The organism is Pseudoalteromonas sp. SR43-2, assembly GCF_014163885.1.
Lineage (GTDB): Bacteria > Pseudomonadota > Gammaproteobacteria > Enterobacterales > Alteromonadaceae > Pseudoalteromonas > Pseudoalteromonas distincta.
On the sequence record NZ_JACJED010000032.1, the window covers coordinates 1 to 15,525 of the forward strand.

Annotated in this window: 19 protein-coding genes; 6 read left to right on the plus strand and 13 right to left on the minus strand. The window is 40.2% G+C overall.

Annotation, left to right across the window (positions count from 1 at the left end):
• Nucleotides 1–469 precede the first annotated feature (469 nt).
• Entirely contained in the window at nt 470–1,015 is a 546-nt protein-coding gene (locus tag H5120_RS19275) for a gamma carbonic anhydrase family protein (RefSeq protein ID WP_002959868.1), read from the plus strand.
• Here the strand turns inward: H5120_RS19275 and H5120_RS19280 are convergent.
• Nucleotides 1,007–1,261 (minus strand): DUF1488 family protein, encoded by a 255-nt coding sequence (locus H5120_RS19280; RefSeq protein WP_004335144.1) that lies wholly within the window; start codon nt 1,259–1,261, stop codon nt 1,007–1,009. The genes H5120_RS19275 and H5120_RS19280 overlap by 9 nt on opposite strands.
• On the minus strand, nt 1,258–2,082 hold the full coding sequence (gene aroE / locus H5120_RS19285) for a shikimate dehydrogenase (RefSeq protein ID WP_182675795.1): 825 nt from the start codon (nt 2,080–2,082) through the stop codon (nt 1,258–1,260). The genes H5120_RS19280 and aroE overlap by 4 nt, the downstream gene beginning before the upstream one ends.
• A 53-nt stretch (nt 2,083–2,135) precedes the next feature.
• On the opposite strand from aroE, the gene H5120_RS19290 reads away from it, so the two are divergent.
• Nucleotides 2,136–2,573: a group II truncated hemoglobin gene (locus H5120_RS19290; protein WP_004335148.1), complete on the plus strand. Its 438-nt coding sequence runs from the start codon at nt 2,136–2,138 to the stop codon at nt 2,571–2,573.
• Nucleotides 2,574–2,636: 63 nt separating this feature from the next.
• On the opposite strand, the gene hemF is transcribed toward H5120_RS19290, so the two are convergent.
• The 6 genes from hemF to H5120_RS19320 form a co-directional block, all read right to left on the minus strand.
• Complete coding sequence (hemF, locus tag H5120_RS19295) at nt 2,637–3,587, minus strand: oxygen-dependent coproporphyrinogen oxidase (protein WP_182675796.1); 951 nt, start codon at nt 3,585–3,587, stop codon at nt 2,637–2,639.
• A 1-nt stretch (nt 3,588) separates the two neighbouring features.
• Nucleotides 3,589–4,152 (minus strand): L-threonylcarbamoyladenylate synthase, encoded by a 564-nt coding sequence (locus H5120_RS19300; RefSeq protein WP_004335153.1) that lies wholly within the window; start codon nt 4,150–4,152, stop codon nt 3,589–3,591.
• Nucleotides 4,153–4,177: 25 nt separating this feature from the next.
• Complete coding sequence (locus tag H5120_RS19305) at nt 4,178–4,753, minus strand: type I DNA topoisomerase (protein ID WP_004335155.1); 576 nt, start codon at nt 4,751–4,753, stop codon at nt 4,178–4,180.
• A 114-nt stretch (nt 4,754–4,867) separates the two neighbouring features.
• Nucleotides 4,868–5,341, minus strand: a complete 474-nt coding sequence (locus H5120_RS19310; RefSeq protein WP_004335158.1) for a DUF494 family protein — start codon at nt 5,339–5,341, stop codon at nt 4,868–4,870.
• Between the two features lies 1 nt (nt 5,342).
• Nucleotides 5,343–6,434, minus strand: coding sequence for a DNA-processing protein DprA (gene dprA, locus H5120_RS19315; RefSeq protein ID WP_004335159.1), 1,092 nt, complete (start codon nt 6,432–6,434; stop codon nt 5,343–5,345).
• A gap of 31 nt (nt 6,435–6,465) precedes the next feature.
• The gene (locus H5120_RS19320) at nt 6,466–7,584 is read right to left on the minus strand and encodes a LysM peptidoglycan-binding domain-containing protein (RefSeq protein ID WP_182675797.1); all 1,119 of its coding nucleotides are present in this window, start codon (nt 7,582–7,584) and stop codon (nt 6,466–6,468) included.
• Nucleotides 7,585–7,702: 118 nt separating this feature from the next.
• Here H5120_RS19320 and def point away from each other — a divergent pair, with 118 nt between their 5' ends.
• The 4 genes from def to trkA all read left to right on the plus strand — a co-directional run bounded on the left by def (nt 7,703) and on the right by trkA (nt 11,935).
• Nucleotides 7,703–8,209 carry a peptide deformylase gene (def, locus tag H5120_RS19325; protein ID WP_004335162.1) on the plus strand — a complete coding sequence of 169 codons (507 nt, stop codon included), beginning with the start codon at nt 7,703–7,705 and terminating at the stop codon, nt 8,207–8,209.
• 21 nt (nt 8,210–8,230) lie between these two features.
• A complete protein-coding gene (gene fmt, locus H5120_RS19330; RefSeq protein ID WP_182675798.1) occupies nt 8,231–9,184 on the plus strand; it encodes a methionyl-tRNA formyltransferase in 954 nt (317 codons plus the stop codon).
• A complete protein-coding gene (gene rsmB / locus H5120_RS19335; RefSeq protein ID WP_182675799.1) occupies nt 9,177–10,472 on the plus strand; it encodes a 16S rRNA (cytosine(967)-C(5))-methyltransferase RsmB in 1,296 nt (431 codons plus the stop codon). Before fmt ends, rsmB begins: the two co-directional genes overlap by 8 nt.
• An 86-nt stretch (nt 10,473–10,558) precedes the next feature.
• Nucleotides 10,559–11,935 (plus strand): Trk system potassium transporter TrkA, encoded by a 1,377-nt coding sequence (gene trkA / locus H5120_RS19340; RefSeq protein WP_004335170.1) that lies wholly within the window; start codon nt 10,559–10,561, stop codon nt 11,933–11,935.
• An 81-nt stretch (nt 11,936–12,016) separates the two neighbouring features.
• Here the strand turns inward: trkA and H5120_RS19345 are convergent, their stop codons facing one another.
• The 5 genes from H5120_RS19345 to H5120_RS19365 all read right to left on the minus strand — a co-directional run bounded on the left by H5120_RS19345 (nt 12,017) and on the right by H5120_RS19365 (nt 15,482).
• Complete coding sequence (locus H5120_RS19345) at nt 12,017–12,232, minus strand: EF-hand domain-containing protein (RefSeq protein WP_024597191.1); 216 nt, start codon at nt 12,230–12,232, stop codon at nt 12,017–12,019.
• 63 nt (nt 12,233–12,295) lie between these two features.
• Nucleotides 12,296–12,508 carry a calmodulin gene (locus tag H5120_RS19350; RefSeq protein ID WP_004335174.1) on the minus strand — a complete coding sequence of 71 codons (213 nt, stop codon included), beginning with the start codon at nt 12,506–12,508 and terminating at the stop codon, nt 12,296–12,298.
• 140 nt (nt 12,509–12,648) lie between these two features.
• Nucleotides 12,649–12,861: an EF-hand domain-containing protein gene (locus H5120_RS19355; protein WP_004335175.1), complete on the minus strand. Its 213-nt coding sequence runs from the start codon at nt 12,859–12,861 to the stop codon at nt 12,649–12,651.
• Nucleotides 12,862–13,326: 465 nt separating this feature from the next.
• Nucleotides 13,327–13,986 (minus strand): flagellar brake protein, encoded by a 660-nt coding sequence (locus H5120_RS19360; protein ID WP_182675800.1) that lies wholly within the window; start codon nt 13,984–13,986, stop codon nt 13,327–13,329.
• 44 nt (nt 13,987–14,030) lie between these two features.
• On the minus strand, nt 14,031–15,482 hold the full coding sequence (locus tag H5120_RS19365; protein WP_004335179.1) for a TrkH family potassium uptake protein: 1,452 nt from the start codon (nt 15,480–15,482) through the stop codon (nt 14,031–14,033).
• Nucleotides 15,483–15,525 lie beyond the last annotated feature (43 nt).

Below are 15,525 nucleotides of genomic sequence, written 5' to 3' on the forward strand. Positions count from 1 at the left end.
CAATTGAGACTCTAATTTGTTTGCCTCGCTACCTAAGTAGGTTGGCTGTTAGAACTCAATCTGTACGAGTGCCCACACAGATGATTGCTTTATATTGTTAAAGAACGTTTTGAGTCGCTTTAGCGCCTCAAGGGATGCGAATAATACACCCTTTATTTTTTGAGTCAACACTTTGTTTTAAATTTTCTTTTGGAAGATTTAAAGCCGAAGTTTTATTTAACTCTCTGAGTAGTTCGTGCCTCGCTATGCGTTGGCGTTTCCCGTCTCAGTGGGGTCGCATTATAGGGAGAACAGATTTTTACGCAAGTACTTTTTTAAAGAAAAAGTAAAAAAAGATGCTGTTCGCTCAGTATCTGAACTAAACCCCCTGAAACTGATAGTTTTGTAACCAAACGGTGCCTTTTATGGTACAAAAATAACCTTGCTGATACACTCAAAGCTAATAACTATTATCTAAAAGGTACTAAATATGGCAATCCGTTCTTATAAAGGTGTAACTCCTTCGTTTAATTCGTCTGTTTATATTGATGAGTCATCAGTTTTGGTTGGTGATATTACTTTAGGTGATAATAGTAGTGTTTGGCCTTTAGTAGCTGCCCGAGGCGATGTTAACTATATACGTATTGGTAAACGCTCCAATATACAAGATGGCAGTGTATTGCATTTATCTCGTGCAACTAAAAGCAATCCAGATGGTTATCCACTTATTATAGGTGACGATGTAACTGTAGGTCATAAGGTAATGCTGCACGGATGTATATTAGGAAACCGTATACTTGTAGGTATGGGCGCTATTATTATGGATAACGTGGTTGTTGAAGATGATGTAATTATAGGTGGGGGATCTTTGGTACCACCAAACAAACGCTTAGAGTCTGGTTACTTATATGTAGGGAGTCCGGCTAAGCAAGCCCGCCCTCTAACGGAGCAAGAACTTGCCTTTTTAAAAATATCTGCCGATAACTACGTATCACTTAAAGATGAGTACTTAGCTGAAATAGCTAATTTAAGTTAATAAGCTTACTTCAATTTGGCCTGCCGAGTTATAGCTCTCTTCTTCGATAAGCTCCTCGGCACGTTCTTCGTAATCAAAACGATACTTTTCAAAATACTCTGTTGCATGGCTTTCGTCTGTTAATTTAAGTGTATTTACTTCTATTACACACTCCACCAGCATGCCACTAACTTGTGCAAAAAATACTAACTGATGATCGGGCTCTCTAAACTCTAGCCTATCTATAAATTGTATTGCCTGATTCATTTAAGCGTTCCTTGTTTGAGCGCATCAACGACGGGAAGTATTTTTGGCATTTTATTACGCCATACATAATATGCTTGAGCAGCTTGGCCAACTAACATGCCACTGCCATCTAAAAGCTTAGCGTTAATATTATGCTGTGCAACCCAATTCATAAAAATGGTATTTTGCAGTGAATAAAACATGTCATAAGCGACTTCACAGTTAGTTATGTGTTTTTTATCAAGTGCTGGAAGTTCGTTATTCATACTGCTAGAGGTAGAGTTTATAATTAGTGAGTAATCGCTTACTGGTAAATCATCAAAACCAAAGCCAGATACTGGTCCATATTGGGTAAACAGCTCTGCGAGTTCTTTGGCTTTTTGTGCTGTGCGATTAACTATTATTATTTCCTGAGGGTTATGCTCTAACAAAGGTAAAATAACCCCTCGAGAAGCACCGCCCGCACCTATGATTAAAATACGTTTATTAGTTATGGCTACTTCATTAGCGAGTAAATCATTTACAAAGCCCACACCATCGGTGTTATCACCGAGTAATGAGCCATCATCTCGTTTTTTTAATGTATTAACAGCCCCTACTATTTTGGCTAATGGCGTAAGCTCATCAGCCATTGCATAAGCTTGCTCTTTAAATGGCATTGTAACGTTAGCACCCACACCGCCTTGCTCAAAAAAAGACAATACTGTTTTTTCAAAGTTATCGATAGGTGCTAATATTGCGCGATAGTCGATTTGCTCACCCAGTGATACAGCAAATTGTTTATGTATCGCGGGGGATTTTGAATGTTTAATTGGATTTCCAAAAACCGCATATTTGTCCATTTTAAAGCAACCTCTTTGCAGCTATAAACTGCCTATTAACAATGATAAGTAATATGATTAAACGACTTTTTTCTAAATCTAAGCCGGCTCCCGAGCAACAGGCTCCTACTCCTGAAAAAACACCGTATGAAATAATAGGTGGAGAGAAAGGGGCGCGAGCTATCTCCAATCGATTCTACGACATAATGGAGTCAGATGAATACGCTAAACCGTTATATGATATGCATCCTCTGCCATTAGATCGAATTCGCCAAGTATTTTTTGAATTTTTATCTGGTTGGTTAGGCGGGCCAAACCTATTTACTGAAAAACATGGCCAGCCAATGCTACGTAAAAGACATATGCCTTTTACTGTAGATAAAGCATTGCGCGATCAATGGATGTACTGCATGAATAAAACGCTGGATATAGAAATAGACAATCCGTTGTTACGTGAAGGCTTAAAGCAATCATTCTCTCAACTAGCAACGCACATGATCAATCAGCATTAAATTTGTATTTAGCCACAATGCAAAAAGGCGCTAATTAGCGCCTTTTTGATTACTGTGTAACTGTTATAGTTGCCACTCTCTGGGTATCAGCTCACTTGGTTGACTCGTTAACCACTCTTGCGGGCGTAAATAATACTGATATAGGTTAGCTTCTGGGCTACTTGGCTCTGGTTTGTAGTTATATTCCCAGCGTGCAAGTGGTGGCATGGACATTAATATAGACTCAGTGCGCCCGCCACTTTGTAATCCAAATAAAGTGCCCCTATCCCATACTAAATTAAACTCAACGTAGCGCCCGCGACGATAAAGCTGAAAATCACGTTGTTGCTCTGTGTATTCGTCATTTTTGCGACGTTCAATAATAGGTAAATAAGCATCTAAAAAGCCATTTCCCACCGATTGCATAAACGCAAAGCTTTGCTCAAACCCTAGCTCATTCAAATCATCAAAAAATAGTCCACCCACGCCACGTGTTTCATCGCGGTGTTTGAGATAAAAATATTCATCGCACCAGGTTTTGTATTTTGGATAAACGTCGCTGCCAAAAGGCGCACAAATGTCGTGAGCAACTTGATGCCAATGTTGTACGTCTTCTAATACTGGATAAAAAGGAGTGAGATCAAACCCGCCACCAAACCACCATATTGGCTCTTCGCCTTCTTTTTCGGCTATAAAAAAGCGCACATTGGCATGACTTGTTGGTACATGAGGGTTTTTAGGATGAATAACTAACGACACACCACACGCATGAAAGCTGCGCCCTGCAAGCTCTGGCCTATGTGCTGTTGCCGAGCCAGGCATTGAAGCGCCAAATACGTGTGAGTAATTAACTCCGCCTTGCTCTATTACAGTACCATTTGTGGTTACACGTGTGCGACCACCACCACCTTCTGCTCGCTGCCAGTTATCTTCTATAAATTTAGCACTGCCATCTGCAGCCTCCAAACCTTGGCAAATAGTGTCTTGCAAAGCCATAAAGTATGCTTTTACTTGATCTAATAATTCGCTTTGCATATTAACCTCTAAATATTTTGCCAGTCATGGCGTCTTTTATTGTGCTTGGTTGAGTATTACCACCTAACGGCTCGTCAACGTAAAAGCCAACTTGTTCTGCAAATTGCGCTTTGGCTTGCTCAATACTAATTACCGTTTCTTGACCGGTTAAGTTTGCACTGGTTGATACTAGTGGCTTACCAAACTCTTGGCACAAACGCTTTACTGTTGGATGGTTTGTTACTCTTACTGCGATGGTATCAAACTGCCCTGTGAGCCATTTAGGCGTATTTTTAGATGCAGGCATAACCCATGTAATTGCAGCAGGCCAACTCGAAAAAATATCAGCGCGTTTATCCATTGGTATTTTTGCATCATCTACGTATTTTAATAATTGTCCGTAGTTATCAGCGATTAAAATAAGCCCTTTTTCAACCGGGCGCTGCTTAATAGCTAATAGTGCTTCAACGGCTTGTTGATTATCTGGATCACAACCTAAACCATATACAGCTTCTGTTGGGTATAAAATAACTTCGCCTTGCGTTAAGCATGTTATTGCAGTGGGCGTATTTGAAAGGTCTGACAAAGTAGTCTCCAGATATAATTAAACGTTATTCAGTTGGGGTGAGCTTATGCATGCAGCTTTTTTGTGGGCATTGCAATAATATGCCGTTTGCCATATTTCTTTCTATGACGATAGGCCAGTCACATTCAGGACACGGATGTTCAACCGGTTTATTATTAAGCGTGTATTTACAACTTGGGTAGCAATCACAAGAATAAAATACTTTACCAAACTTATTACTGCGCGCGACTAAATGACCTTTTTTGCATTTAGGGCAACTAGGCAAAGTATCTTCGCTTTGCTTTTCTTCATTTTCGTTAGCAATGTAATGACACTCTGGATAACCCGTACACCCAATAAACATACCATAGCGGCCATTTTTAACCACCAGCGGTTTGCTACACTCAGGACATGCTGAATCTTCTAATATTTTGATTTCGTTACTGTCGTGATGTGCCAGCGGCCTAATAAAGTCGCATTTGGGATAACTTGCGCATCCTAGAAAAGGGCCTGATTTACTATTGCGGATCACTAACTCTGAACCACACTGTGGGCATATCTCGTATTCTTTTTCGAGGGCGTGCTTGTTCGCCGAGAAAAGCGAATGGTCGATTTTACTCATGGTGATCCTAATAGGTTGGTGAATTTTCGCCTAATATACCCAAACCACTTAAAGATACAAGCAATGCCGTGCTTATCCTTTTAAGTAATTTGAGTACAATTAAGATAATTATCTCTAATGAAGAAGTTCGCTGGGTTCATCAAAAATCAAATCTTCCATTTGCTCATATGCCTCTTCAGAGCCAGGAACGTTAAACAAGATCATAAGTACAATCCACTTTAAGTCTTCTAGGCTTATAGTTGGTTTATCGAGAGAGGCTAAACAGTCCATTACCATTTCACGTGTTACATTGTTAATTACGCCTATTTGTTCAATAAACATTAAAAAGCCACGACACTCAGCGCTGAGCCTTTGGCATTCACTATCAGTAAATATACGCACAGCATCTTTAGGGTTAGCAATAAGATAAGGAGACTCATCGCTGTGTTGTAAATCGGCTAGTTGCTCTAACCAATCAAGAGCTTTAAATATCTCAGGCTTATTAAAGCCCGCACGCAGTAGCTCATCGGTTAACTCATTTTGCTCTGCAAATATATCCGCTTCGCTATGAATGTAATTTTCAAAAAGATACAAAAGAATATCAAACATATTACCTTCCTGCGCTTAACTTGATGTAACCATCTAACACTCGCTCAATCTGATCGTCTAATTCTAAATCGAGCAACCTACTGAGTACTTTATCTATTGGCCACTGCGCACGACGCACAATGTCATCTACACTGGTTACTTCAAAGCCAATACTATTTAAAACCTCACATTGAGAATTGGCTTGAATCGGCTGCTCTTTATTACATACATTATTGTCGTAAGTAAAACTCACCTCATCAAGAATGTCAGCCACGTTTTCTACCAGCTTAGCACCTTGCTTTATTAAAAAGTGACTTGCCTGCGCTAACGGGTTTTTAATAGAACCCGGTACTGCAAATACCTCTTTATTTTGTTCAAGCGCATAGCGTACTGTAATTAACGAACCACTTTTAATTTCAGCCTCAACAATAAGTACTCCTAACGATAACCCAGAAATAATACGATTACGGCGCGGAAAGTTGTGCGCATGAGCAGCGGTGCCTGGTAAAAACTCACTCACCAGCAGGCCGTTTTCTAAAACTTGGTCTGTTAATAGTTTATGGCGTTTGGGGTAGTAAATATCAACCCCAGTACCAAGCACAGCTATGGTTTTACCTGTACCAGCAAGAGAACCTTTGTGTGCTGCACCATCTATTCCCCGCGCCATGCCTGAAGTAACTGTAATACCCGCCAAAGTTAACTCGTATGCAAATTCTGAGGCTATTTCAAGCCCGGTAGGTGTAGCATTACGGCTGCCAACAATTGCAATCTGTGGAGTTGATAATAACGAGACATCTCCCCTGCAAAAGAGTAATAAAGGCGCACTGGCAATCTGCCGGAGATCTTCTGGGTAAAGCGCATCAAAAATACAGACAACAGTAATGTTGTTCAGCGCTATTAATTGCTCATAATGACTGACTTGTTGCCAATTGGTGTTGAGTAAATTACTCGCTTGATTAGCGGTTAACCCAAGCTGTAAAAGCTTGTCATGAGATAAGTCGAATAACGACCCAAGGGAATAGTTTGTAGATAGTGCTAAAAGGGTTTTTATACCCAACCCTTTACACATATAAAAGGCAAGCCAGTGGGCTAGCTTGCCAGATGACTGATCCATGCTCTCTCCTAGAGCACCGACTCGCTACTTCTTAATGAATAACTGCAATATCTCCAATGCGAATTGGGTGCTGGTTTTTAGTTATTAATGCATAACTTACTTTGTCATACACTTTAAAGACAATTAGCTCACCAACTTTTTCTTTAGGCATGGTCCACGTTGTGTTTTGTTCGTCAGACTCATCACCAAATAATTGGCTCACATCAGATAAAAGCTTCTCATATTTACTAGAATCTTCTGGATAACGAGGGCCACGAGGACCATCAATAACCGTTGGCGATTGACGCTCTAGATCTAATACATGACCCGCTTCTATATTTTGTTCACTGCCTAAGTTTAGCACCACAACATCCATTGTGCTGAATTCTCTAACTTCGCGTGGTGAAGCAATAATATTACCTGTTACAGGTTCTGAAGGGCGGTGTATATCAAAGTAAGCAGGAAGCATTTGGCCTTCCATTGCCGGCATTAAAAAATCACCCTGCTGAATTTCTCGTTTAACAGACTCAACACGTAATGATGAAGGCACGCCATTTTTCTCATCGCCCGCTCTAAAAGCACGTGCTATACCCACATAAGATGCACGCGTTGCTAACACTTCACCGGTTAAGTCAGTGTAGGGGTCACCTTTATGGTAAATGGCATATGCTTTATGTACTTGTAAGTCGCCTTTAACATATAAAATATGGCCTAGCGTTTGTGTTTTAGTATTTTCGTTTGCACCTAAAATATAAGGTTTATCTTTAATGTCGTCACTGTTCATTGCTTGCTCGTAACTGATATAAGGTTTGATCATTTCAAGCGGCAAAGTAGTTATAGCATCACGCCCTTTTGGTGTAATACGACCCTGAGGAGATAGCTTTCTATATCCTTTATTGATCACTAAACGTGGGTTTCCATCTGCATCGTATATCAACGCTAATGCATCACCGGGGTAAATTAGGTGTGGGTTGTCAATTTGTGGATTCATTTGCCAAAGTTCAGGCCATAGCCAAGGCTCATCTAAATAGATGCCAGAAATATCCCAAAGTGTATCGCCTTTTTTTACAACATACTGTTTTGGTGCATCTTTTTTTATTTTAAGTACATCAGCAACTGCGGGAAACGCAGCGCTTAACGTAAGCATGATTGCAAGTAGTGGAGATTTCATCGAGCTTCCTTGTATTGTTTTTTCATTATTATTGCCCAAAACCTGTTAAAGGTGAACGCGAATGGCTAAAATAAGAGCATACAATACCCTAAATTAAGCACAAGTGAAAAAGGTAACTATGGCTAGGTTAGAAGTTTTAAGATTTCCAGATGAACGTTTACGTACTGTAGCAAAAGATGTTGTACAAGTTGACGACACAGTACGCCAAATTGTAAAAGACATGCTAGAGACAATGTACGATGAAAATGGCATTGGTCTTGCGGCCACGCAAGTAGATATTCATCAACGAATCGTTGTTATTGATGTATCAGAAGAGCGCAATGAGCCACTGGTATTAATTAATCCACAAATCATTAAAAAAGACGGCTCTACCGTTAGCGAAGAAGGCTGTTTATCAGTACCTAACTCGTATGCAAAAGTAGATCGCGCAGAAACAGTAACAGTCGCAGCACTTAACGAAAACGGTGAAGAATTTGTACTAGATGCAGATGAATTATTGGCTATTTGTATTCAACATGAACTAGATCACCTTCAAGGTAAGCTATTCATTGATTACTTATCTCCATTAAAGCGCCAACGTATTCGTAAAAAGCTTGAAAAAGAAGCCAAGTTTGCAGAACAGTAATAAGCACCTTAGGAAAATTCAGTGACTCAACCATTACGCATTATATTTGCCGGTACGCCGGACTTTGCCGCACGTCATTTACAAGCGCTGATACAAAGCGAACACCAAATAGTGGGTGTATATAGCCAGCCAGATCGCCCTGCAGGTCGTGGTAAAAAATTAAAAGCCAGTGAAGTGAAAGAGCTAGCGCTTGAGCACAACTTACCGGTTTTTCAGCCACAGTCATTAAAAAATGATGAAGCACTAGATGAGCTAACAAGCTTAAATGCCGACATTATGATTGTTGTAGCATATGGCTTAATTTTACCTAAAGCTATTTTAGAAGCGCCACGTTTAGGTTGTTTAAACGTGCATGGCTCTATATTACCGCGCTGGCGCGGTGCTGCACCTATTCAACGCGCAATTTGGGCAGGTGATGAACAAACCGGCGTAACAATAATGCAAATGGATGAAGGGCTAGATACCGGCGATATGCTACATATAAGCCGCTGCCCTATTAGCACAACAGAAACTAGCGCAAGCTTATATACAAAGCTTGCTGAGCTAGGTCCAGATGCGTTAATTGAAACCATTAATAAATTAGCTAATGGTGAGATCACCCCTGAACCTCAAAACGATGAACTTGCTAACTACGCTAAAAAGCTTTCTAAAGAGGAAGCTGATATCGACTGGTCCATGAGTGCGCTTCAAATCGAGCGAAACATTCGCTCTTTTAACCCGTGGCCAATGTGCTTTACCCAAATGGGTGGGCAAACAGTAAAGATTCATCAAGCGCAGGTTATGCTGCAATCAGGTGTTCCTGGGCAAATTTTATCAAGCGACAAAAATGGCGTAGTAGTGGCGTGTGGCGAACACGCTTTATGTATTACGCAATTACAGCCGCAAGGTAAAAAACCAATGGCAATTAACGACTTTTTAAATGGTCGTAGTGACTGGGTTGCTCCTGGCACAATATTAGGCGAAAACAATGAGTAATGTTCCAAACGTACGAGCGCTTGCCGCTGAAACTTTATATAACGTAGTTGATAAAGGCGCATCGCTTAATCAAGAACTTCCATTTGCAAGCCAAGGCTTGCCGCCTAAAGATAAAGCGTTGCTACAGCAAATTTGTTATGGCGTTTTACGCTACTTACCGAGCCTTGAAAATTACTGCCAACACTTAGTAGAGCAGCCATTAAAAGGTAAACGTAGAATATTTCAGTTTTTATTATACGTAGGTATTTATCAACTGCAGCATATGCGCGTACCACCCCATGCTGCCATTTCAGAAACGGTTAACGCACTGGCTCAACTACGCGCTTTAGGATTAAAAGGGCTGATAAACGCCATTTTACGTAGCTTTCAGCGTCAACAAGCTGAGCTTGAAGAAAAAGCGAAGCTTATTCCGGTATGTTTATACAACCATCCAAATTGGTTTATTAAACAGGTGCAAACAGCCTACCCAGATAGCTGGGAAGCACTACTTGAAGAAAACCAGCAACAAGCGCCAATGTGGCTTCGTGTCAATCAAGCCCAATTTAGCACGCAAGAATACAGCGACATGCTTAGCGCTAACGATATTGAACACACCTTAAACCCTGACTTTATTGATGGGATTAAGCTTGCCAAACCACGTGATGTATTTTCATTACCTGAGTTTGATACAGGTGCATGTTCAGTACAAGATGCTGCAGCACAACTTGCAGCTCGCTTTTTAGAACCTAAAGCAGATGACTATATTTTGGATGCCTGCGCAGCCCCTGGCGGTAAAACATGTCATATTTTAGAGCTTGCTGATGCTGATGTACTTGCACTTGATAGCGACTCAACTCGCCTTGAACGTGTTAAGCAAAACTTAACGCGTATTGGCTTAGGTGCAGACCTACAATGTGGCGATGCATCGCAACCACATACCTGGTGGGATGAAAAATTATTTGATCGTATTTTACTTGATGTGCCTTGTTCGGCCACTGGCGTAATTCGCCGTCACCCTGACATAAAATGGTTACGTCGCGCATCAGATATCGTAGACTTAGCCAAGTTACAAAGCGATATTCTTGATAGCATTTGGCCACTGTTAAAACCAGGTGGCACATTGGTGTATGCTACGTGTTCGGTTCTTCCACAAGAAAACCAACAGCAAGTTGCTAAGTTTTTAGCTAATAACGATGATGTAGAACATATACCTCTACACGAAAACGATACCGTAACAACGCCAGGTTTGCAGTTACTGCCCGGTGAAAGTGATGGATTTTATTACGCTAAGCTAGTTAAAAAAGCCTAATAGCCGTACACTAAATAGTTAGCCATTTATGAAACATTAAATGGCTATTTTTTTAATTAAATTATGATCAATACCACGGGTAAATAATGAAAATAATTATACTCGGTGCCGGGCAAGTTGGTGCTACGCTTGCTGAAAACTTAGTTGGCGAACAAAACGAAATTACCGTTGTTGATATAGACGGTAACCGATTACGTGAACTTCAAGATAAGTACGACTTACAAGGGGTTATGGGCCACAGCGCGCATCCTGATGTATTACGCCGTGCAGGTGCTGAAGATGCCGATATGATTATTGCGGTAACCAGTTCAGATGAAGTGAACATGGTTGCATGCCAAGTGGCGTACAGTATTTTTAAAACGCCCACTAAAATTGCCCGCATTCGCTCAGAGCAATATTTAAAATACCGCGAAAAACTATTTCAAAACGATGATTTACCAATCGATCATTACATTGCTCCCGAAGCACTGGTCACTAAGTATATTCGCCGTTTAATTGACTACCCTGGTGCTCTGCAAGTATTGCAGTTTGCTGATGGCATGCTCTCGTTAGTAGCCGTAAAAGCTTACTATGGCGGTTTACTTGTTGGTTATGCGTTATCTGCACTTAAAGAACACATCCCTAATGTAGAGACTCGTGTTGCCGCTATTTATCGTCAAGGTAAAGCAATAAAACCATTGGGTACCACTGTTATTGAAGCAGATGACGAAGTATTCTTTATTGCCGCTACAAAACATATACGCGCAGTAATGAACGAGCTACAAAAACTTGAACGTTCTTACAAAAAAATTATGATAGCTGGTGGCGGTAACATTGGGGCAGGCCTTGCCCGCTCTCTTGAAAAAAACCACACCGTTAAACTAATTGAACGCAGTAAAGAACGTGCCGAGCAACTCTCAGAAATGCTCGATAATACGGTTGTTTTTTGTGGTGACGCGTCTGATCAAGAACTGCTCTCAGAAGAGCATATTGAACAAGTAGATGTGTTTATTGCCGTAACCAATGACGATGAAGCAAACATTATGTCAGCCATGCTTGCAAAACGTATGGGCGCACAAAAAACCATGGTACTTATCCAGCGTGGAGCTTACGTTGATTTGGTACAAGGCGGCGAAATAGACATTGCCATATCGCCACAACAAGCAACAATATCAGCGTTATTAACGCACGTACGCCGTGGTGATATTGTTAACGTGTATTCACTGCGTAAAGGTGCGGCAGAAGCCATAGAAGCGGTTGCTCATGGTGATGAAAACACATCTAAAGTGGTTGGTCGTGCGATTGCCGACATAAAACTACCTGCAGGTACAACTATTGGCGCAATAGTACGTAATGACGATGTACTGATAGCCCACGACGATACAATAATTATGTCGGGCGATCATGTCATTATGTTTTTAATCGACAAAAAACACATTACCGTTGTAGAAAAACTATTCCAAGTAAGTGCTATATTCCTTTAACTAGTTACGCTAATTAGTTAATTTAAAATACAAAAAAGCCGCTGACTAAGGCGGCTTTAGTGGAGTACCTTCGAATATTGATTACTGTACCTTTGAAAACTCTTCTTTAGAGATTTCACCATTTCCATCAGTATCTAAATCATCAAAAATCTTTACAAGTTGAGGGTTAACCTTCGCTTCTTCCATTGTAATCGCACCGTCGCCATCTGCATCAAAAGAGGCAAAGTCCACTGCTGCGTATGCTGCTGATGAAGATGCTAAAACGATAACTGCAAGTGTTGTATTGAATGTTTTCATAATAATATTCCTAGTAATATGGGAAGTTCTTTTCAAAGATCCCTGACTGTGAAAAATGTTTAATTAGTAATTAGCGAACTCTTCTTTAGAAAGCTCGCCGCTACCATCTGTGTCTAGCTCAATAAATTCAGCCATTAAATCGGTATCGACTGCCGCTTCGCTTGGGCTAATTGTGCCGCTACCATCGATATCAAGGCTGTCAAAATCTGATGCTGCAAATGCAGCTGAAGAAGATGCTAGTACTATAAGTGCTAATGCTTTATTTAAATGTTTCATAACTTAATCCTTCAATGTTCTATCAAAAAAATTGCTTCGTTTAACTTAAAACGTAATTTTTCACTTCCTTGTTATCCTCTTTCGTAAGCTCCCTTGCCTACTTAGGTTGTCTTTGGCAACTCAGGATAAATACTTTTTAATTAAGCTTCTGAAAATTCTTCTTTTGATAACTCACCATTTTGGTCGGTATCAAGCTCAGAAAACATGCTCATTAATTTTGCGTCTACTGATGCTTCTGCTTGGCTAATTGTGCCACTGCCGTCTACATCAAGTGTGTCAAAATCTGTTGCTGCAAAAGCGGCTGAAGAAGATGCAATAGCGATAAGTGCTAAAGTTTTATTAATGCTTTTCATAATATGTATCCTTCAAATTTATGTGTGTGCGATTAAGTATTTCACTTTGAATCACGATTTCGTTCAGTACACCCTGACTATTACAACTTAAATGCCAACATTGAAAAGCCATTAACTTTCAATAAGTTAAAAATAAAACGTACAATAAGTAGGAATTTTCAGAGTCATTACTGTTGCCTTTTCGCAACACGCTTTAAAGGTGAAAAACTAAAGTCATTAAAAACAAATAGTTATGTTTATATAAAAAGATACATTTTAAAATGTAGAGCTATAAAAGGAGGGATTTTAAAAAATAATTAAGGTTAATTTTAACGAAGTAGCTATAACAACAAAAAAAAAGCCATAACAAAAAACACGTAAAACATTGTTTTATTTAAATAATATTTTTAATTATATAAAAACAAAAAAACACTTTATAAATACTCACTTAAAACGCCATTTTGTTGCAAATAAGCGAAAAACGATTTAGTCAACGGTGGGCTCAAGCGCAGATGGGTCTATAAAATGCTCTTTCATAAAGGTTTTCATTTCATCCTCGCTTGCTAGTAGCTTAATTCCGCAGTGCACACCTGCAGCATGCTCTTTAACACTGCAAATTTCACCTTCAAAATCTTTATCACTACTATTGAGGACGACAGTGCATTGCATATCTTTTATACCTTCAGCTTGCTGGGCGCCTCTAATATCAAACATTACACCGGTGAGTGAAATGTCCTTAATAAGGCCTTCAAGCACTCTATCGTCACTTAGTTTTAGCTTTGCAGGTAATAAGGTAGGTATGCGTGTTTGCGAGCGTAGCGCAAATAGCTGCACTTGCTTAGGAAAATTAATAAAGACGAGTTTAGCAGGATGCGAGGCTACTGACATAATTTGCTGGCGAAACGCAATAACTTGCCCACCACTGCCTTCAATCAGTACTCTTACAACAACCATTACGCCATCACGTAAATAGTCACTCGCCGCAGGTAAACGCTTAGCATTGGGATAATTTAAAATAATAAACTGCTTATCGAGTAAACCAACTAATTCAGTTTTAACACGCTTACTGCTTGTAGGTGTTAATATTTCTAGGTCGACTAAGCTGCCTACACTTATATGCTTTAGCTTTTCTAAATTTGTTGGCATATCCCTTTCCCAATAGTTCGTAATTTAAAACTTAAGCCGCTCGTTTATCCACGCCAAAAAGTAGGCGTAAATAACACTAATAAAGTAAATATTTCTAAACGACCAAACACCATTGCAATAGTAAGCAACCATTTAGCACCATCGGTTATAGCACCATAATGCGACGCTACATCTCCTAAACCAGGCCCTAAGTTATTTAAACAAGCCGCAGTGGCTGAGAACGCAGTTATGTTATCCATACCCGTGCCCATAAGCGCTAACATAATAATAATAAATACCAGCGCATAAGCAGAGAAAAAGCCCCACACAGCTTCTACTACTTTATCTGGCAACGCCTTACGACCCAGCTTGATTGAATATATAGCACGAGGATGCACTAAACGATTGAGCTCACGCACGCCCTGCAAGTAAAGTAAAAATACGCGAACTACTTTCATGCCACCACCGGTAGAGCCTGCACAGCCACCAATAAAGCTCGAAAATATAAGTAAAATAGGTAAAAACAACGGCCATGTTGAAAAGTTATCCGTAGCAAAGCCTGCTGTTGTACTCATTGAAACAGCTTGAAATAACGCCTGATCGAGGGTTTCATCGCCATTAGCAAATATTTCGTTAGAGGAAAGTACGGTAAAACAAATAACCACCAGCGCTAATTGAATACACAAAAACACCTTAAACTCTGGGTCTCTAATATAAACTTGTATGTTACGACTGGCCACTGCGGCGTAATGCAGGGAGAAGTTAACAGCGGCAATAATTAAAAAGAACACACAAATAAAGTTAATTACAGGGCTGTCAAAGTGACCCATGGAAGCATCGTAAGTAGAAAAACCACCTATCGCCACCGTTGAGAATGCATGACATATCGCATCAAACCACTCCATCCCTGCCGCCCAATAAGCCAGCATACAAGTAATAGTCAACGACACATAAATATACCAAAGGTGCTTTGCAGTATCGGCAATTCGCGGGGTCATTTTAGAATCTTTTACAGGCCCTGGTATTTCAGCGCGGTACAACTGCATACCACCAACACCTAGCATTGGGAGTATAGCAACAGCGAGTACGATTATACCCATACCGCCAAACCACTGGAGTTGCTGGCGATAAAACAATACTGATTTGGGCAAGTACTCAATACCGGTAAGTACAGTAGCACCGGTGGTTGTTAAGCCAGAGAATGCTTCAAACACCGCATCGGCGAGCGATAGATTAGGTTCTTGTAAAAATATAAGCGGCAAGGAGGCAAACGCCCCAAGTACCAACCAAAACAAAACAACAATTAAAAAGCCTTCACGTGCTTTTAAATCACCGTTTTCATGGCGGTTTGGGTAATAAGCCATCATGCCAATAACAACACTAAAGATAAATGCTAAAACAAAAGGAACACCACCACCGTCTTTGTATATTAAAGACACCAGTGCCGGAGGCACCATGGTAATACTAAACAGCGCAACAAGTTGGCCAAGAATTTTTATGATGGTACGAAATTGCATTTAGCTTGTCGCTTTTATTATTAGTAAATTCAGGCTGAGTAGT

Bases quoted from the DNA above. Each gene is read 5' to 3' on its own strand.
- H5120_RS19310 (WP_004335158.1), bottom strand. From the start codon at position 5,341: ATGTTTGATATTCTTTTGTATCTTTTTGAAAATTACATTCATAGCGAA.
- H5120_RS19350 (WP_004335174.1), bottom strand. From the start codon at position 12,508: ATGAAACATTTAAATAAAGCATTAGCACTTATAGTACTAGCATCTTCT.
- H5120_RS19320 (WP_182675797.1), bottom strand. From the start codon at position 7,584: ATGAAATCTCCACTACTTGCAATCATGCTTACGTTAAGCGCTGCGTTT.
- trkA (WP_004335170.1), top strand. From the start codon at position 10,559: ATGAAAATAATTATACTCGGTGCCGGGCAAGTTGGTGCTACGCTTGCT.
- H5120_RS19365 (WP_004335179.1), bottom strand. From the start codon at position 15,482: ATGCAATTTCGTACCATCATAAAAATTCTTGGCCAACTTGTTGCGCTG.
- H5120_RS19275 (WP_002959868.1), top strand. From the start codon at position 470: ATGGCAATCCGTTCTTATAAAGGTGTAACTCCTTCGTTTAATTCGTCT.
- H5120_RS19355 (WP_004335175.1), bottom strand. From the start codon at position 12,861: ATGAAAAGCATTAATAAAACTTTAGCACTTATCGCTATTGCATCTTCT.
- def (WP_004335162.1), top strand. From the start codon at position 7,703: ATGGCTAGGTTAGAAGTTTTAAGATTTCCAGATGAACGTTTACGTACT.
- H5120_RS19290 (WP_004335148.1), top strand. From the start codon at position 2,136: ATGATTAAACGACTTTTTTCTAAATCTAAGCCGGCTCCCGAGCAACAG.
- H5120_RS19345 (WP_024597191.1), bottom strand. From the start codon at position 12,232: ATGAAAACATTCAATACAACACTTGCAGTTATCGTTTTAGCATCTTCA.
- hemF (WP_182675796.1), bottom strand. From the start codon at position 3,587: ATGCAAAGCGAATTATTAGATCAAGTAAAAGCATACTTTATGGCTTTG.
- aroE (WP_182675795.1), bottom strand. From the start codon at position 2,082: ATGGACAAATATGCGGTTTTTGGAAATCCAATTAAACATTCAAAATCC.
- H5120_RS19305 (WP_004335155.1), bottom strand. From the start codon at position 4,753: ATGAGTAAAATCGACCATTCGCTTTTCTCGGCGAACAAGCACGCCCTC.
- dprA (WP_004335159.1), bottom strand. From the start codon at position 6,434: ATGGATCAGTCATCTGGCAAGCTAGCCCACTGGCTTGCCTTTTATATG.
- H5120_RS19280 (WP_004335144.1), bottom strand. From the start codon at position 1,261: ATGAATCAGGCAATACAATTTATAGATAGGCTAGAGTTTAGAGAGCCC.
- H5120_RS19360 (WP_182675800.1), bottom strand. From the start codon at position 13,986: ATGCCAACAAATTTAGAAAAGCTAAAGCATATAAGTGTAGGCAGCTTA.
- rsmB (WP_182675799.1), top strand. From the start codon at position 9,177: ATGAGTAATGTTCCAAACGTACGAGCGCTTGCCGCTGAAACTTTATAT.